Below are 16,610 nucleotides of genomic sequence, written 5' to 3' on the forward strand. Positions count from 1 at the left end.
GCAGGCGCCGCGCCCGCACCCCGGTTTCCCGGCGACCGGCCACCGTGCTGCCCTACGGTTCACGCGTGCACACCCTGGGTCGCGTCACTCTTCTCGCGATGGTCCCCCTCAACGTCGTCCTGGTCCTGTGGGTGTGGATCGGTCGCATCGTCTTCGGGGTCGGCGGCTGGTTCTTCCTGATCTTCCTCGTGTCGGTCGTCCCCGTGCTGCTCGTCGCCCTGACCCTGACCACCGTGCTGGCCTACACCCAGCACGGCCGGCCACGATCCCTGACCGCCGTCCAGACCTGGGCGCAGCTGGCGACCTGGCTGTGCCTGCTGCTGCTCGGCGCGTTCACACCCGACTTCGGGGACGCTCCGGGCAGCGAGACGTCGCTGCTCACCCAGGCCCTCGGCTGGAGCCAGGAGCGCTACGACCTGAGCTTCGACCTGATGGTGGGCTTCGCCGTGGCGTCCTGCGCCGCCTACCTCGTGCTGCTGGTCGCCCTCGTGGTGGGCCGGCGGCCCGCCCCCACCGCGGTCGGAGGCACGCCGGTGTCGGCGCCGCCTCCCTCCTGAGGACAATGGAGGCGTGTCCTCCCCCACGACGCCCCCGTCCGGTGCCCCGCAGAAGAAGCGGCCACGGCACCTGATGGACCCCGCCAACCCGCGGCGCGAGGTGATCTCCACCCGCGACTCCGGCCCGATGCACCTCGAGCCCGTGCAGAAGTGGGTGCTGTCGGTGCTGGCGTTCGTGACGATCATCCACCTGTCGGGCGGCCTGGTGATCGGGGCGCTCTACATCGACGAGGACCGGCCGTCGGCCCGGATCGGGCTCACCGTGATCGCGGCGGCCTTCGGGGTCATCGCGGTGGCGGTGTTCCGCGCGATCCATCAGAAGAAGCTGGCCTCGCCCTGGCTGCTGGTCGGGCTGGTGCCCGCCGTCGTCGGACTCATCCTGGTCCTGCGCTGACGCGCCGGACCGGCGCGAGCCGTGCGGCCCGCGCCGGTCGGTGGTGTGGTCAGCCCGACCCGGTCAGCTCAGCGTGAGCGCCGTGTCGTCCACGACGAAGCTGGTCTGCAGGCTGCTGTCCTCGGTGCCGCTGAAGCTGATGGTGACCGTCTGGCCCGCCAGCGACGACACGTTGAACGACCGCAGGGTGTAGCCCGAGGCCTTGTTCAGGTTGGAGTAGGTCGCCAGCGTGGTCGAGCCCGCCTTCACGGTGAGCTTGTCGTACGCCGTCGACGTGGTCGTCTCCGCGCTGTCGATGTGCAGGTAGAACGACAGCGTGGCGCTGCAGCCGGCCGGGATGGTGACCGACTGGCTCAGCGTGTCGGTGTGCGTCGCGCCGTACCCGTCGAGCCAGGCCTTGTAGCTGCCGGCGTGGGCGGGCTGGCCGCTGTCGGTCGTGATCACCCCGGAGCTCGCGCTCCAGGACGTCGCACCCGACTCGAAGCCCGGGTTGAGCAGCTTCTGTCCCGAGCAGGACCCGCCGCCACCACCGCCGGAGATCGTCCACGTGAAGGTGGCCGAGCCGGTGGCGTTGGTGGTGTCCTTCGCCGTGACGGTCGTGGTGTAGGTGGCCGCCGTCTTCGGGGTGCCGGAGATCAGGCCGGTGGAGGCGTTGATCGAGAGCCCGGCCGGGAGCCCGGTGGCCGAGTAGGTCAGGGTCTGGCCCGAGGCGGAGTCGGAGGCCGAGATCTGCAGGCTCTTGGCGGTGCCGACGGTGCCGGTCTGGCTGCCCGGGTTGGTGACCGTCACCGTGTTGGTGCCGGTCGTCGAGCAGGTCGGGTCGGCGGTCTGTGCCGGCACACTGACGGCGTTCCAGGCGGCCTTCACGGCGTTGAACTCGGTGCAGGAGCCCGGGTAGAGGTTCTTCGCCGCGGTCAGCGTCCAGGTGCGGTACTTCAGGTAGGACGACGACGAGGTCTTCATCAGCATCGCGTTGTACATGATCTTGATGGCCTTCGAGATGCCGAGGCCGGTCAGGCTGGTGCTGTTGCACGTCGGGCTGGTCGGTTGGCCGTCGGACGGGCTGGTGCCCTCGGCGAGCAGGTAGAACCAGTGGTTGCCGGGGCCGGCGGCCGAGTGCACCTCGCTGGTCGGCGTGGACGACGAGTAGCAGTTGGCGTCACCGGCCAGGGACGGGTTGTACATGTAGCGGATCGGCCCGCTGCCGACCAGGTTCACCTGCTCACCGACGGTGTAGTCGGGGCGGTCGACGCCGTTGTTGGCGTACCACTCGGTCGCGGCGCCGAAGGTGTCGGCGACGAACTCCTGGGTGCCCCCACCCGAGATCCCGCCCGGCGTGTGGTCGTCGACGCCGTGGCCGAACTCATGGGCGACCACGTCGATCGAGCCGATCCACTTGCCGCCGGTCTGGGTGTGACCGATCTGCACCTGGGTGCCGTCGTAGTAGGCGTTGACGTCGTTGAGACCGACGCGGATCGGCACCCAGCCGCCCGAGCCGTCCATGCCGCTGCGACCTAGCCAGGTCGACAGCATCTGCCGCTCCTGCTCGGCGGAGTAGAACGCGTCGACGCAGCCGGTCTCGCGGTTCGCGGCGTCGCCGTTGCCCCAGCTGTCGTCGGTGCCGGTGAACGTCGTGTTGCCCGAGGCGTTCTGGCACTTCAGGGTCGGGGCGTTGGCGTTGGTCATCGAGTAGGACGACCTCGAGCCCGTGGTCGGGATCGAGACGGTGCCGGCCCACGCGGAGCTGCCGGTGCCCTCCATCACGTGCTCGCGGGTCGAGAGCACCCGACCGGTGCGGGCGTCCACCTCGACGGTCAGCCGCGAGGGCTCACCGGCGCGGGTGCCGACCACGGTGGTCTCCCACGCCAGCCGCGACGCGCGCTGCTGGAGCACCACCAGGCGGGACGGGCCGTCGTACCGGCCCTGGCGGACCTGTCCGAGGGCGGTACGCCGCGCGGCAGCCTGCGCCACCGTGGGGTGCACCGAGGCCAGGGCGACCGGCCGCGTCTGGGCGACCGTGGTGGTCAGCAGCCGCCCGGCGGCGTCGGTGACCACGACGAAGTCGCCGCCCACGACCGGGAGGCCCCGGTAGGTGCGGTCGTAGGGGACGTACTGCAGGCCGCGGGAGGAGACCACGGCGTGCCGCTGGAAGGCGTCGTGCGCGCTGGCGTGGAGCGCGGCCGGCGGGGTCGCCACCAGCTTGGCGGCCGTGGCGGCCGCCTCCTTCTTGGGCGATCCGTGGCCCGCGACGGGCTTGACGGACGGGGTGGACGGGGCTGCGGCACCGGCGCCGGTGGGCACCGAGACGACGGCCAGCGCCGAGACGAGGGCTGCGGTGAAGCCCCCCGCGACGAGTCGTTTCACTGGTCACTCCTGGGAGGTGGGGCGGTGGGAGGGAGGGCCCCGAGGACAGGAGGGACGAGGTGCGCCCGCCCGAGAAGGGAGCCTCGCGAACTCTCGCCCCGCCGCAAAGATCACGTCAACGGATGTGACCTGCGAAATGGTGCAGTGCGAACTTGTGCAGGAGTCGCACGATCTGCGGACGGGCGGGCCGGTCGCCGGACGTCACCTCGTGAAGACGTGCAGGTCCGACACGTCCCACCGGCCCGGCTCGAACGTGGCGACCCCGAGGTCGAGCGACTGCTGGAAGTCGGTCACCAGCGGGCCGGTGCCGGCGGCGACCAGGCCCTTGATCGAGTCGGCGTCCTGCTGCCACTGCCAGACCTCGTGGTGGTCGAGGAGGGCGGCGACGTCCAGGGTCTGCTCCAGCCCGAGCTCGTGCGCCTTCTGGGCCAGGCACCGGCCGAGCGCGGCGATGCTCTCGGGGTGCAGCCCGGTGAAGCTGCCCGGCGGGGTGAAGGTCGCGACGGCGTCGACCCGGGCCGTGGTCCCGACCGCGGGGTCGCTGGTCGACACCGACGCGGCCACCTCGATCGTGTAGGTCTCCCCCGGCTCGGAGAAGATCGCGAGCTCGCGGGTGGTCGGGTCGGTCGCGCAGGTGACCTGCCGGAGCACGCCGTCGACCGAGGGGACCTGCATGCCGGTCGACCCCACCGGGACGGGGACCCCACCGGCCGTCCAGTCGACCGCCACCACCGGCGCCGTGACGTCGGGCTCGAGGCCGGTCGTGGTGACCCGGCAGGTCCCCTTCGTCCTCGTGTACCAGGTTCCGGTGGTCACCGTGTCGTGGCACGGCGTCTGGCGGCGCGAGGTGATGGTGCCGTGGTCGATGGTGTCCTCGCTCTCGACCGTGACGGTGGCGGTCTGGCTCGTCGACGTCGTCACCGTCAGCTCCACCCAGTGCTCACCGTCCGCACCCCGGTCGCTCACAGTGACCACCAGCGGCCGGGTCGCCAGCCGCAGGTCGGCGTCCGGGTCGCCGTCCGCGATGGACCCGCGGTACCAGGTGCGCGGGCCGACGTTGGGCACGTCCTCGAGCGTGTGCACCACGACGCCGGCGCGGGCAAGGCCGGAGCCCGTCTGGCCGAGGCCGCGGTCCCAGCCGTCCGCGGTGCGGTACTCGACGTACACCCGGCCGGCGCCGGACGCGGCCTCGTCGGCGGGGTGCAGCACCAGCAGCGTATGGCCGGACGTCGACGTGGCCCGGGCGATCCGGTGCACGCTGCTGGTCCCGGGTGCGGGGAACGGCGCGTCGATCGTCGACGCCGCGATCGCGTCGGGCCACCACCGGTGCAGGTTCGCGCGCGAGAGCGCGGGACCCGCCTGGCTCGAGCCGACCCACGACGTGCCGACCGGACCGGCGAACGTCGGGTCGGCCGAGTACGCCGGGCCGCCGCCGACGCCGCTGCGGCTGCCGAACGTCGCCGAGGACATCAGGTCGTACGGCGACCCGTACTCCGGCCCGACGGCGCCGCTGTTGGCGTAGTCGATGCCGCTGCACTCCAGGCCGAACGAGTGGCCGAGCCCCAGCGTGTGCCCCAGCTCGTGGCAGGTGAAGGTGTGGTCGGACGGCATGGTCGGGACCAGCGAGAACGGGAACGAGCCGATCGAGCTCGACCCGCCGTCGAACCCGGTGTTGGTCAGGACCGCCGGCTGCCCGGGCTCGGCAGCGCGCGGGTTCGCCACGTCGCCGCGTCCCGGGTGCAGCAGGACCAGCGCCCCGTCGAAGCCGGCCAACGGGTCCTGGCCCGGGTTGGCAGCACGGACGGCGGCGATCGCGGCACTGGCGGTCGACACGCGGTCGGTGGCGTTCGGCGGCACGGTGATGCTGACCCACGGGAAGACGGCGCTGTCGGCGAAGTCGAGCCAGTCCCCGGTCACGTCGGACCAGTAGGAGAGCACCGACTGGGGGTCGGTCATCACGTAGTCGAGGAAGTCAGTGGGCGACCGGTAGCTGTTGTCGTGCACGGCGCGGAGGACGGCGAGCCGGAAGGGTCTGGTCATCTGTCGAGACTGCGATCCCGTCCCGGCACCCGGCAATGGCCGGTTCGGGCCATGCCAGGGTCAGGTCAGAGCCGCTCGATGATGGTCACGTTGGCCTGGCCCCCGCCCTCGCACATGGTCTGGAGGCCGTACCGTCCGCCGGTCCGCTCGAGCTCGGCGAGCAGGGTCGCCATGATCCGGGTGCCGGTCGCGCCGATCGGGTGACCCAGCGCGATGCCACCACCGTTGACGTTGACCCGGTCGTGGGGCGCGCCGGTCTCCCGCATCCACGCCAGCACGACCGACGCGAACGCCTCATTGCACTCGAAGAGGTCGATGTCGTCGACGGTGAGGCCGGTCCGCTCGAGCGCGTGGTGGGTCGCGCGGATCGGGCCGGTGAGCATCCACACGGGGTCGTCGCCCCGCACCGAGAGGTGGTGCACGCGCGCCCGCGGCGTCAGGCCGTGCGCGGCGACGGCCGCCTCCGAGGCGACCAGCACCGCGGAGGACGCGTCGCAGATCTGCGAGGCGACGGCCGCGGTGATCCGGCCACCGGGCGCCAGCGGCTGCAGGGCGGCCATCTTGTCCAGGCTGGTCTCGCGCGGGCACTGGTCGGTGTCGAGCACCGAGCCGTCCGGCAGGGTGACGGGCTCGATCTCCCCGGCGAACCGTCCCTCGGCGATCGCGGTGCGGGCCCGCTCGTGGGAGGCGAGGGCGAACTGCTCCATCTCCTCGCGGCTGATGTCCCACTTCTCGGCGATCATCTCGGCCGACCGGAACTGGCTGACCTCCTGGTCGCCGTACCTGGCCTGCCAGCCCGGTGACTCCGCGAACGGCGTGGAGAAGCCGTACTGCTGGCCGACCAGCATCGCGGCCGAGATCGGGATGGCGCTCATGTTCTGCACGCCGCCGGCGACCACGAGGTCCTGGGTCCCGGACATGACGCCCTGCGCGGCGAAGTGCACGGCCTGCTGGGACGAGCCGCACTGGCGGTCGATGGTCACGCCCGGCACGTGGTCGGGCAGCCCCGCCACCAGCCACGCGGTGCGCGCGACGTCGCCGGCCTGCGACCCGATCGTGTCGCAGCAGCCCAGGATGACGTCGTCGACGGCACCCGGGTCGACGCCGGTACGCCGGAGCAGCGCGCTGATCGTGTGGGCCGCGAGGTCGGCGGAGTGGACGCCCGCGAGCGCACCACCCCGCTTGCCGACCGGGGTGCGCACGGCGTCGACGAGGTAGGCCTCAGGCATGGTGGATCCCTTCGAGCAGGATGGACAGGTACTGCTGCGCGATCTCGGTCTGCGTGCGGCGGCCGCCGGGGCGGTACCACGCGACCGCGACCCAGACGGTGTCGCGGATGAACCGGTAGGTGAGCTCGAGGTCCAGGTCGTCGCGCAGGACTCCGGCGTCGATGCCGCGCCGCAGCAGGGTGAGCCAGACCTCCCGGGACTGCCGGTTGCGGTAGGCGAGGTAGGAGAACCGGTCGAACGTCAGCAGGTAGGCCGCGTCGTTCTGGAAGATGGCGACCTCGTCGTGGTGCCGGTCGATCGCGTCGAAGGAGACCAGCACCGCCTGCTCGAGCTGGGTGAGCGGGTCGTCGCCGCTCGCGAGGATCTCGTCGTACTGGCCGAAGAGCTCCTCCTGGAAGGTCCGCAGGATCTCGTCGACCATCGACTCCTTCGAGTCGAAGTGGTGGTAGAGGCTGCCCGAGAGGATGCCGGCCGCGTCGGCGATGTCGCGCACGGTCGTGTTCTTGAAGCCCTTGTCCGCGAACAGCCGGGCGGCGATGGCCAGCAGCTCGTCGCGCCTCGATCCCTCGTCAGGCATGCTGGCTGCTCACCGAGACGACCTCGCCGGTGAGGTACGACGAGTAGTCGCTCGCCAGGAACACCATCACGTTCGCGACCTCCCAGGGCTCGGCGGCGCGCTTGAACGCCTCCCTGCTGGTCAGCTCCTCCAGCAGCTCGTCGGAGGTGACCTTGGCCAGGAACGGGTGCATCGCCAGGCTCGGCGACACGGCGTTGACGCGGATCCCGTGCGGGGCCAGGTCCATCGCGGCGGACCGGGTCAGCGCCATCACCCCGGCCTTGGCCGCGGCGTAGTGCGCCTGGCCCTCCTGCGCCCGCCACCCGATGACCGAGGCGTTGTTGACGATCACGCCACCCTTGCCGGCCGCGACCATCCGCTGCCCGGCCGCCCGGATGCACCGGAACGTGCCGGTCAGGGTGATGTCGAGGACCCGGGACCACTGCTCGTCGGTCATGTCCAGGACGCTGGCGGTGCCCCCGAGGCCGGCGTTGTTGACCAGCACGTCCACGCCGCCCAGCTCGTCGGCGGCGTCGAGGAAGCGCTGCACCTGGGACTCGTCGGTCACGTCGCACACGAGCTGGCGGACCCGGTCGGCGCCGAACTCCGCGGCCAGCGTCTCCTCCGCCTCGGCGAGCCGGCGCGCGTGGGTGTCGCTGAACACGACGGCCCGCGCGCCCTCCTCCAGCGCCCGCCGCACGACGGAGGCGCCGATGCCGGCACCGGCGCCGGCGGTCACCGCGACGACCTTGCCGGCCAGCAGGTCGTGCCCGGGGACGTACTCCGGAGCGGTCATGGGCGTGCCTCTCTGCTCATGGGCTTCCCTTCGGTTCGCGGGGAAGGCCGAGCACCCGCTCGGCGAGGATGTTGCGCTGCACCTCGTCGCTGCCGCCGTAGATGGTGTCGGCGCGCGAGAAGAGGAAGAGCCGTTGCCAGCGGTCGAGCTCGTAGGAGCCATCGGCGGACGCGCCGGCGGCCAGCCCGTCGGGGCCGAGCACGTCCATCGCCACCTCGCCGAGCCGCTTGTGCCAGTTCGCCCACACGAGCTTGAAGACCGAGGGGCCGGCGGCGTCCTCGGTCGACAGGCCGCGCAGCGCCTGGAACCGCATCACCTCCAGCTCCACCTTCAGCCCGGCGAGCCGGTCGCGCAGGACCGGGTCGTCGAGGGCGCCGTTCTGCCTCGCGAGGTCGACGACGCCCTCGAGCTCGCGGGTGAAGCCGACCACCTGGGCGAGCACCGACACCCCGCGCTCGAAGCCGAGCAGGGCCATCGCCACCCGCCAGCCGTCCCCCGGCTCGCCGACGACCAGGTCCGCTGAGGTGCGGGCGCCGGTGAGGAACACCTCGTTGAACTCCGACCCACCGGTCAGCTGCTCGATCGGCCGGATCTCCACGCCCTCCTGGTCCAGCGGCATGAGCAGGAAGGACAGGCCGTGGTGGCGCTGCGACCCCGGCTCGCTGCGGCACAGCACGAAGGCCCACTGGCTCAGGTGGGCGTTGGACGTCCACACCTTCTGCCCGTCGACCACCCACTCGTCCGCCTCCCGGCGCGCCTTCGTCTGCACGTTGGCCAGGTCGGAGCCGGCGTCGGGCTCGGAGTAGCCCTGGGCCCACAGCTCCTCGACGGCGACGATGGGCGGCAGGAACCGGGCCTGCTGCTCCGGGGTGCCGAACGCCATCAGGGTCGGCCCGAGCAGCTCCTCGCCCAGGTGGTTGACCCGCACCGGCGCGTCGGCTCGCGCGTACTCCTCGTGGAAGATCACCTGCTGGACCAGGCTCAGCCCACGTCCGCCGTGCTCGACCGGCCAGCCGACGCAGGTCCAGCCGTGCTCGGCCAGCAGCCGGTTCCAGGCCAACCGCTCCTCGTGCGCCTCGTGGTCCCGCCCCGCGCCGCCGAGCCCGCGCAGCGCCGCCCACTCGCCGGTCAGGTGCTCGGCGAGCCACTCCCGGATCTCGGCCCGGAAGGCCTCGTCCTCGGTCGAGTAGCTCAGGTCCACGTGCGCTATGCTACCAAGCAAATGCTTGGTTTGTCCGACACCATCCCCGCCCTGCTCCGCGAGGCCGCGGAGCGCTTCGGCGACCACCCGGCGTACGTCGAGGGCGAGCACACGCTGTCCTACGCCGCACTGCGCATCCGAGTCGAGGCGGTCGCAGCGACGTACGCCGACCTCGGGGTAGCGCCGGGCGGCCGCGTCGTGGTCTGGGGACCCAACAGCATCGACTGGGCCGTCGCCGCGCTCGCGGTGTCCTACGCCGGCGGCGTGCTCGTGCCGGTCAACAGTCGCTACGTCGGGCCCGAGGTCGCCGACGTCGTCGAGCGCACCCGCGCCGCCGTGGTCGTCGTCCACGACGGGTTCCTCGGCCGCGACCAGGTCGGCGAGCTCGCGGCAGCAGGGGTCGCCGCACCCGTCGTCCGCCTGCAGGACCTCGTGACCCGCACGCCGCGCAGCGAGCCGTTCGCCCACGAGGACGTCTCCCCCGACGACGTCGCGGACATCCTGTTCACCTCGGGCACCACCGGCCGGTCGAAGGGCGCGATGTCGGCGCACCGCCAGTCCATCGGCGTGGCCCGCGCCTGGGCGGAGCTGGGCGGGGTCCGCCAGGACGACCGCTACCTGGTGGTCAACCCGTTCTTCCACTCGTTCGGCTACAAGATCGGCATCCTGGTCGGCCTGCTCACCGGCGCCACGCTCTACCCGGTGCCCACCTTCGACCTCGACGAGACGATGCGGATCATCGAGTCCGAGCGGATCACGGTGCTGCCGGGTGCGCCCACCATCTACCAGTCGCTGCTGACCGCGCCCGGCCGAGCCGAGCGCGACCTGTCGTCGCTGCGGCTGGCCGTGACCGGGGCAGCCGTCGTCCCGGTGGTCCTCATCGAGCGGATGCGCGCCCCGGCCCCCGAGGGGCTCGGCATCGACCAGGTCGTCACTGCGTTCGGGATGACCGAGGCGGTGGTGGTGACGATGTGTCGCGAGGGCGACTCCGCCGAGACCGTGGCCACGACCTGTGGCCGCGCGATCCCCGGGATGGAGACGCGGATCGGCGACCCCGACGACACGGGGGCGGGCGAGCTCCTGGTGCGCGGCGAGCACGTGATGCTCGGCTACCTCGACGACCCCGCCGCCACTGCCGAGGCCATCGACGAGGACGGCTGGCTGCACACCGGCGACGTCGGCGTCCTCGACGAGCAGGGCAACCTCTCGATCACCGACCGGCTCAAGGACATGTACATCTCGGGCGGCTTCAACGTCTACCCCGCCGAGGTCGAGCAGGTGCTCGCCCGGATGGACGGCGTGGCCGACGTCGCCGTGGTCGGCGTGCCGGACGAGCGGATGGGCGAGGTCGGCAAGGCGTTCGTCGTCGCCACGGACGAGCACGGCGTGGCCCCCGAGGACGTCATCGCGTTCGCCCGCGAGCGGCTCGCGAACTTCAAGGTGCCCCGGCACGTCGAGGTCGTCAGCGGCCTGCCGCGCAACCTGTCCGGCAAGGTGCTGAAGACCCAGCTGCGTCTCGATACGCCGCCTCGTCCCTCGGCGGCTACTCGACGACCGAACCCGGAGGACTGATGGACCTCGACCTGAGCGAGTCCGAGCTCGCGTTCCGCGACGAGGCGCGGGCCTGGCTGGCCGCCCACGTGCCCGCCGAGCCGCTGCCCTCGATGGACACCGCGGACGGCTTCGTCGCCCACCAGGAGTGGGAGCGCCGGCTGGCCGAGGCGCGCTGGTCGGTCGTCTCGTGGCCGCGTGGCTACCACGGCCGCGAGGCGTCGCTGGTCGAGTGGGTGCTCTTCGAGGAGGAGTACTACCGGGCCGGCGCCCCCGGCCGGGTCAGCCAGAACGGCATCTTCCTGCTCGCCCCGATCATCTTCGACCACGGCACGCCCGAGCAGCAGGACCGCTTCCTGCCGACGATGGCCACCGGCGAGCAGGTGTGGGCGCAGTGCTGGTCCGAGCCGGAGGCGGGGTCCGACCTGGCGTCGCTGCGGTCGACCGCGCGCCGCGACGAGGCTCGGGGCGGCTGGCTCCTCAACGGCCAGAAGACCTGGTCGTCGCGGGCGTCCTTCGCGCACTGGGGCTTCGGGTTGTTCCGGTCCGACCCGGCGGCCGAGCGGCACCACGGCCTGACCTACTTCCTCTTCCCGCTCGACGCCGACGGCGTCAGCGTGCGACCGATCGCCCAGCTCGACGGCGAGGCCGGGTTCGCCGAGATCTTCTTCGAGGACGTCTTCGTGCCCGACCGCGACGTACTCGGCGCCCCGGGCGACGGCTGGCGGGTCGCGATGTCGACGGCGGGCAACGAGCGCGGGCTGTCGCTGCGCTCCCCCGGACGCTTCTGCGCCGCCGCGGACCGGCTCCTCGACCTCTACCGGGCACACCCGGACCCGACGGCGTCGGCCCGCGTCGTCGACGCCTGGACGAAGGCGCAGGCCTACCGGCTCTACACGTGGGGCACCGTGACCCGACTGGCGGCCGGCGGCGACCTGGGCGCGGCGGGGTCGGTCAACAAGGTCTTCTGGTCCGAGCTCGACGTCGCCCTCCACGAGACCGCGCTCGACCTCCTCGGGCCCGATGCCGAGGTCGGCTCCGCCTGGCTGGACGGCTACACCTTCTCCCTCTCGGGCCCCATCTACGCCGGCACCAACGAGATCCAGCGCAACATCGTCGCGGAGCGGATCCTCGGCCTGCCGCGCGAGCCCCGAGGGGAGGTCCGGCGATGAGGTTCGAGCTCGACGCCGACCAGCGCGACCTCGCGGGAGCCCTCGACGCCCTGCTGTCGTCGGCAGGCACCGTGGCGGTCGCCCGCGCGTGGGCGGACGGCGACCACGCCCCGGGCCTGGCACTGTGGTCCCGGCTGACCGACCTCGGCGTCCTCTCCTTGGCCACGGAGGCGACGCCGGTCGAGGTGGTGGTGGCGTTCGAGGCGCTCGGGCGCCACGCGGTCCCCGGCCCGTGGGTCGAGTCGGCGGCCTACCTGCCGCTCGCCCTGGGCCGCGAGGTCACCGGCGTCGCGACGGTCGCGCTGCCGCCCCTGGTGCCCTACGCCCTGGACGCCGACGTCGCCGACGAGGTGTACGTCGGCAGCACGCCGGTCGCCTCGGTCGGCGACCGGGTGGGCTCGGTGGACCGGACCCGGCACCTGTTCCGGATCGGCGACGCAGGCGACGCCGAGGTGCACCCGGAGCTGCCCGGGGAGGCGTTCGACCTGGCGGTGCTCGCGACCGCGGCCCAGCTCCTGGGCGCCGGCGAGCGGATCCTGGCCGACTCGGTGTCCTACGTGAAGCAGCGCCGGCAGTTCGGCCGAGAGATCGGCTCGTACCAGGCGATCAAGCACCACCTCGCCGACGTGCGGATCGCCCTCGACTTCGCTCGGCCGCTCGTGCTCGGTGCGGCCCTGGGTGCGGTTCCCGCATCGGCGGCCAAGGTGGCGGCGGGCGACGCGGCGTACCTCTCCTCCCGCACCGGCCTGCAGGTGCACGGCGCGATCGGCTACACCCAGGAGCTCGACCTCAGCCTCTGGCTCACCAAGGTGCGTGCCCTGGTGACGGCGTGGGGCACGCCGGCGTACCACCGCGCCCGCGTGCTCGAGGGGCTGCTCTGATGGACTTCTCCCTGTCCGAGGAGCAGCAGGAGCTGGTCGCCACCGTCCGCGCGGTGCTGACCCGGCACGGTGACCCGCGCGCCGAGCGGTTCGACGAGACCCTGTGGCGGACGCTCTGCGACCAGGTCGGGGTGGCGGCCCTGGCCGTCCCCGAGGAGAACGACGGGTTCGGCGCCTCCCTGGTCGAGAGCTCGCTGGTGCTGGAGGAGCTCGGCCGGGCGCTGGTGCCCTCGCCGCTGCTGTCGAGCGTGGTGACCGCGGAGGCGCTGCTCGCGGGGGCCGACGAGGACGCCCGGGCGCGGCTGCTCCCCCGCATCGCGGCGGGCGAGGTCGCGGCGTTCGTCGACGGCGCCGGGCCGGTGCTGGACGGCGACCTGGCCGCCATCGTGGTGGTCGCGACCGACGACGGGCTCTTCGAGGTCACCGACACCGAGGCGGTGTGGGTCGCGAGCATGGACCAGACCATCCGCCTGGCGGAGATGACCGCCGACCTGGCGTCGGCCGTCCGGATCGGGGACGGCATCGCGGCCCGGGACCGGGCGCGCCTGGTCGGCGCGGTCGGCTGCGCGGCGCTCGCCACCGGTGGCGCCGCTCGCGCGCTGGAGATGACGGTGGCCTACAGCAAGCAGCGCGTGCAGTTCGGCCGGCCGATCGGCTCCTTCCAGGCGCTCAAGCACCGGATGGCCGACATGCTGGTGCTGGCCGAGATGTCCCGGTCGGCGTCGTGGGCGGCGTCGTACGCCGTCGCCATGGACGCCCCCGACGCAGCGGAGCTCGCCCACGTCGCGGCGTCCTACTGCGGCGAGGCGTTCGCGCGGATCGCCGCCGAGACCGTGCAGCTGCACGGCGGCATCGCGATCACCTGGGAGCACGACGCCCACCTGGTCCTCAAGCGCGCTCACGCGCTGCAGCACCTCTTCGGCTCGCCGCGCGAGCACCGCGCGCTCCTGACGCTCTGACCTGTTCCACTGCGTCCGCGGGCTGTGCCACCCTGGGGACGTGAGCCTGGAGCTGCCCCGCCCGGTCCGGGTCCTCGGACCTGCAGACCTGGTCCCCACCGACCCCACCCCGGGCATGAGCCGCGAGCGCGCCTTCGAGGTGCCGCTGCTGTGGGCCGGCCAGGTGGAGACCGCCCCGGGCGCCGTGTCGGGCTGGCACCACCACGAGCGCAACGAGACCAGCCTCTACGTCGTGCGCGGCGTGCTGCGCCTGGAGTTCGAGGGGTACGACGGGTGGCTCGACGCCGTCGCCGGTGACTTCGTGCACGTGCCGGCGTGGACCGTGCACCGCGAGAGCAACCCGACCGGGCAGCCGTCCCTGGCAGTCATCGCCCGGGCGGGCGGCGGTGTCCCGACGGTCAACGTCTCCCCACCGGGGGACCCGGCGCCGGACGACCGGGCCTAGGCACGTCGCCCGAGCCGTTGCCGAACTATGGACGACTCGTCACCGCGCTGTGGACGTCGTGTGTCCCACGGCCTCCTAGCGTCGTGGACATGACCAGGTTCCCGCCGCCGGTGCCCCGGCGCCCGACGCCGAAGCCGTACGACCCGGCGCGGGATCGCGCCGGCCGGGTCCGGGTCTCCGCGGGCGACCGCCGCCGTGCGCGCGTCGGCGAAGCTGCTGCGCGACCGCGCTGACGCCGCTAGCGTCCCTCCATGCGGGTCCTCATCCTGGGCGCTGGCTTCGGAGGACTGGAGCTGGCCACGGCCCTCGACGACGCGCTCGGGGCAGACGTCGAGGTGACCGTCGTCGACAAGGCGGACGGCTTCGTCTTCGGCTTCTCCAAGCTCGACGTGATGTTCGGGCGGACCACCGCCGACCACGTCGTCCACCGGTACGCCGACGCCGCGCCCTCACGGGTCCGCTTCCTGCAGAGCACCGTGCGCAGCATCGACCCGGTCGCCCGCCGGGTCGAGACCGACGCCGGGCCCGTGGACGGTGACGTGCTGGTCGTCGCGCTCGGCGCCGACCTGCACCCGGACGCGACCCCCGGCCTGGTGGAGGCGGGGCACGAGTTCTACACCGTCGCGGGCGCCTTCGCGCTGCGCGAGGTCCTCGACGCCTTCCCGGGGGGCGACGTCGTCGTGGCAGTGACGTCGACGCCGTTCAAGTGCCCACCCGCGCCGAGCGAGACGGCCCTGCTCGTGCACGACCACCTGCGCGACCGCGGGCTCCTGGACCGGTCGACCGTGTCGCTGGTGATGCCCCTGGGCTCCCCCATCCCGCCGTCGCCCCAGGCGTCCGCCGCGCTGCTGGCCGAGTTCGCCGAGCGGGGCATCGTCTGGCGGCCCGAGTCCCTCGTCCGCTCCCTGGACCCGGAGCGGAAGGTGGCCGCCCTGGCCGACGGGTCCGAGATCCCCTTCGACCTGCTGCTCGCCGTCCCCGTCCACCGGGCGCCGCAGGTCGTGGTGGACTCCGGGCTGACCGAGGACGGCTGGATCCCCGTGGACCCGTTGACCCTGCGCACCCGCTTCGAGGACGTGTACGCCGTCGGCGACGTCACCAGCGTCGGCACCCCCAAGGCCGGCGTCTTCGCCGAGGGCCAGGCCGCCGTCGTCGCCGCCCAGCTGGTCGCCCGCGCGCGCGGGGCGACCACGGCCGTGACCTACGACGGCCGCGGCATCTGCTACCTGGAGTTCGGCGACGGCGAGGTCGGCAAGGTCGACGTCACCTTCCGCAGCGGTCAGGCACCCACCGGCGACCTCGCGGGCCCGAGCCGTCAGCTCGCCGGCGACAAGGCCACGTTCGGCGCCGACCGGGTCGGTCGCTGGTTCGGCCGGGAGTGGACGCCGGTGCCTGAACGGGCCCTGAACGAAGACTGAGACGTCGTTGTCCGGCGCTTGAGGAAGACCTGAGGTTGGCGGTCCAGGCTGGTCACATCAGCCCGGGAGATCCCCGGACCAGCCGCCGAAGAACTTCTGTAGGAGACCGTGATGAACGCCAAGGCCACCGCCCCGAAGCCCGCCGCGACCACCCAGATGGTCGCGAACCCGCGTCGCACCCGGATCTCCTGACCCGCTCCCCCCACCACTCGGGCAGCCACGCTGCACCGACCCGTACCTGTCCTGTGGGGGGACACATCGGGGGAGGACACCGACCCGCCGGCCCGCCGGCGGGTCGGTGTCATTTCTGCAGGTCAGTTCCGCGGGTCCGCTCAGCCCGCACGTCAGCGGGCGTCGGTGGTGCGGTACTCGCCCCGGTAGAACAGCAGCGGGTCCTGGGGACCGTCGTCGCGGGTGATCAGGTCGACCACCCGACCGATCACGACGTAGTGGTCCCCGGCCTCGTGCACCGCGTGGATCGAGCAGTCGATGTGCGCCAGCGCCCCCTCCAGCACCGGCGACCCCGTCACCGGCGACGGGCTCCACTTCACGTCGGCGAACTTGTCGATCCCGCGGCTGGCCATCAGGTTGGACAGGCCGGCCTGGTCGGCGGCCAGGAAGTTGACGCAGAACTTGCCCGAGCGCTGGATCAGCGGCCAGGCGCGCGAGGTCTTCGCGGGGATGAACAGGACCAGCGGCGGGTCCAGCGACACGCTGGAGAAGGACTGGCAGGTCAGGCCCACCGGCTCGTCGTGGCTCGTGCCGGTGACGACGGTGACCCCGGACGCGAAGCGGCCCAGGACGTCGCGGAACCGGCGGGCCGCGGCGACGTGCTCGGGGTCGTCGTGGACCGGCAGGTCCTCCCCCGGCCGCCACTCGAAGTCGATGTCCTGGTCGCCCAGCCAGGAGCTGATCAGCTCCGGGCTCGGCCAGGTCTCCCGGGCGTCCGGGCTCATCCCCTCCGGGATCTCCCGGCTGGGTCCCTCGCCGCGCGGCTCCGAGCTCATGCCGACCAGTTTCCCACCGACGCGCCCGGCAACCGTGTCA

16 protein-coding genes are annotated in these 16,610 nt (G+C 72.7%); 9 read left to right on the forward strand and 7 right to left on the reverse strand.

Going from position 1 to position 16,610, the window contains the following annotated elements; translation table 11 throughout:
* Window positions 1–65: 65 nt before the first annotated feature.
* Window positions 66–557, forward strand: coding sequence for a hypothetical protein (locus ACILRH_RS18325; protein WP_395695498.1), 492 nt, complete (start codon window positions 66–68; stop codon window positions 555–557).
* A gap of 13 nt (window positions 558–570) precedes the next feature.
* Window positions 571–951 (forward strand): hypothetical protein, encoded by a 381-nt coding sequence (locus tag ACILRH_RS18330; protein WP_395695499.1) that lies wholly within the window; start codon window positions 571–573, stop codon window positions 949–951.
* A gap of 63 nt (window positions 952–1,014) precedes the next feature.
* Here ACILRH_RS18330 and ACILRH_RS18335 read toward each other — a convergent pair whose 3' ends face one another.
* The 6 genes from ACILRH_RS18335 to ACILRH_RS18360 all read right to left on the reverse strand — a co-directional run bounded on the left by ACILRH_RS18335 (window position 1,015) and on the right by ACILRH_RS18360 (window position 9,137).
* Window positions 1,015–3,315 (reverse strand): M4 family metallopeptidase, encoded by a 2,301-nt coding sequence (locus tag ACILRH_RS18335; RefSeq protein WP_395695500.1) that lies wholly within the window; start codon window positions 3,313–3,315, stop codon window positions 1,015–1,017.
* Between the two features lie 201 nt (window positions 3,316–3,516).
* A complete protein-coding gene (locus ACILRH_RS18340; RefSeq protein ID WP_395695501.1) occupies window positions 3,517–5,355 on the reverse strand; it encodes a hypothetical protein in 1,839 nt (612 codons plus the stop codon).
* A 65-nt stretch (window positions 5,356–5,420) separates the two neighbouring features.
* The gene (locus tag ACILRH_RS18345) at window positions 5,421–6,584 is read right to left on the reverse strand and encodes an acetyl-CoA C-acetyltransferase (RefSeq protein WP_395695502.1); all 1,164 of its coding nucleotides are present in this window, start codon (window positions 6,582–6,584) and stop codon (window positions 5,421–5,423) included.
* Window positions 6,577–7,161 carry a TetR/AcrR family transcriptional regulator gene (locus tag ACILRH_RS18350; protein ID WP_395695503.1) on the reverse strand — a complete coding sequence of 195 codons (585 nt, stop codon included), beginning with the start codon at window positions 7,159–7,161 and terminating at the stop codon, window positions 6,577–6,579. Before ACILRH_RS18350 ends, ACILRH_RS18345 begins: the two co-directional genes overlap by 8 nt.
* Window positions 7,154–7,936, reverse strand: a complete 783-nt coding sequence (locus tag ACILRH_RS18355) for an SDR family oxidoreductase (protein ID WP_395695504.1) — start codon at window positions 7,934–7,936, stop codon at window positions 7,154–7,156. The genes ACILRH_RS18350 and ACILRH_RS18355 overlap by 8 nt, the downstream gene beginning before the upstream one ends.
* A 16-nt stretch (window positions 7,937–7,952) precedes the next feature.
* Complete coding sequence (locus ACILRH_RS18360) at window positions 7,953–9,137, reverse strand: acyl-CoA dehydrogenase family protein (protein ID WP_395695505.1); 1,185 nt, start codon at window positions 9,135–9,137, stop codon at window positions 7,953–7,955.
* A 30-nt stretch (window positions 9,138–9,167) separates the two neighbouring features.
* Here ACILRH_RS18360 and ACILRH_RS18365 point away from each other — a divergent pair, with 30 nt between their 5' ends.
* The 7 genes from ACILRH_RS18365 to ACILRH_RS18395 all read left to right on the forward strand — a co-directional run bounded on the left by ACILRH_RS18365 (window position 9,168) and on the right by ACILRH_RS18395 (window position 15,563).
* Complete coding sequence (locus ACILRH_RS18365) at window positions 9,168–10,709, forward strand: FadD3 family acyl-CoA ligase (RefSeq protein ID WP_395695506.1); 1,542 nt, start codon at window positions 9,168–9,170, stop codon at window positions 10,707–10,709.
* A complete protein-coding gene (locus tag ACILRH_RS18370; RefSeq protein WP_395695507.1) occupies window positions 10,709–11,860 on the forward strand; it encodes an acyl-CoA dehydrogenase family protein in 1,152 nt (383 codons plus the stop codon). The genes ACILRH_RS18365 and ACILRH_RS18370 overlap by 1 nt, the downstream gene beginning before the upstream one ends.
* Window positions 11,857–12,741 (forward strand): acyl-CoA dehydrogenase family protein, encoded by an 885-nt coding sequence (locus tag ACILRH_RS18375; protein ID WP_395695508.1) that lies wholly within the window; start codon window positions 11,857–11,859, stop codon window positions 12,739–12,741. The genes ACILRH_RS18370 and ACILRH_RS18375 overlap by 4 nt, the downstream gene beginning before the upstream one ends.
* Entirely contained in the window at window positions 12,741–13,700 is a 960-nt protein-coding gene (locus ACILRH_RS18380; protein WP_395695509.1) for an acyl-CoA dehydrogenase family protein, read from the forward strand. The genes ACILRH_RS18375 and ACILRH_RS18380 overlap by 1 nt, the downstream gene beginning before the upstream one ends.
* Window positions 13,701–13,740: 40 nt before the next feature.
* The gene (locus ACILRH_RS18385) at window positions 13,741–14,145 is read left to right on the forward strand and encodes a cupin domain-containing protein (protein WP_395695510.1); all 405 of its coding nucleotides are present in this window, start codon (window positions 13,741–13,743) and stop codon (window positions 14,143–14,145) included.
* Between the two features lie 89 nt (window positions 14,146–14,234).
* On the forward strand, window positions 14,235–14,378 hold the full coding sequence (locus ACILRH_RS18390; RefSeq protein ID WP_395695511.1) for a hypothetical protein: 144 nt from the start codon (window positions 14,235–14,237) through the stop codon (window positions 14,376–14,378).
* Between the two features lie 18 nt (window positions 14,379–14,396).
* Entirely contained in the window at window positions 14,397–15,563 is a 1,167-nt protein-coding gene (locus tag ACILRH_RS18395) for an NAD(P)/FAD-dependent oxidoreductase (RefSeq protein ID WP_395695512.1), read from the forward strand.
* A gap of 344 nt (window positions 15,564–15,907) precedes the next feature.
* On the opposite strand, the gene ACILRH_RS18400 is transcribed toward ACILRH_RS18395, so the two are convergent.
* Window positions 15,908–16,570: a flavin reductase family protein gene (locus tag ACILRH_RS18400; protein ID WP_395695513.1), complete on the reverse strand. Its 663-nt coding sequence runs from the start codon at window positions 16,568–16,570 to the stop codon at window positions 15,908–15,910.
* Window positions 16,571–16,610: the final 40 nt, after the last annotated feature.

Source organism: Nocardioides sp. (assembly GCF_044226765.1).
Taxonomy (GTDB): domain Bacteria; phylum Actinomycetota; class Actinomycetes; order Propionibacteriales; family Nocardioidaceae; genus Nocardioides.

Bases quoted from the DNA above. Each gene is read 5' to 3' on its own strand.
- ACILRH_RS18340 (WP_395695501.1), bottom strand. From the start codon at position 5,355: ATGACCAGACCCTTCCGGCTCGCCGTCCTCCGCGCCGTGCACGACAAC.
- ACILRH_RS18345 (WP_395695502.1), bottom strand. From the start codon at position 6,584: ATGCCTGAGGCCTACCTCGTCGACGCCGTGCGCACCCCGGTCGGCAAG.
- ACILRH_RS18350 (WP_395695503.1), bottom strand. From the start codon at position 7,161: ATGCCTGACGAGGGATCGAGGCGCGACGAGCTGCTGGCCATCGCCGCC.
- ACILRH_RS18355 (WP_395695504.1), bottom strand. From the start codon at position 7,936: ATGACCGCTCCGGAGTACGTCCCCGGGCACGACCTGCTGGCCGGCAAG.
- ACILRH_RS18370 (WP_395695507.1), top strand. From the start codon at position 10,709: ATGGACCTCGACCTGAGCGAGTCCGAGCTCGCGTTCCGCGACGAGGCG.
- ACILRH_RS18375 (WP_395695508.1), top strand. From the start codon at position 11,857: ATGAGGTTCGAGCTCGACGCCGACCAGCGCGACCTCGCGGGAGCCCTC.
- ACILRH_RS18380 (WP_395695509.1), top strand. From the start codon at position 12,741: ATGGACTTCTCCCTGTCCGAGGAGCAGCAGGAGCTGGTCGCCACCGTC.
- ACILRH_RS18390 (WP_395695511.1), top strand. From the start codon at position 14,235: ATGACCAGGTTCCCGCCGCCGGTGCCCCGGCGCCCGACGCCGAAGCCG.
- ACILRH_RS18395 (WP_395695512.1), top strand. From the start codon at position 14,397: ATGCGGGTCCTCATCCTGGGCGCTGGCTTCGGAGGACTGGAGCTGGCC.
- ACILRH_RS18400 (WP_395695513.1), bottom strand. From the start codon at position 16,570: ATGAGCTCGGAGCCGCGCGGCGAGGGACCCAGCCGGGAGATCCCGGAG.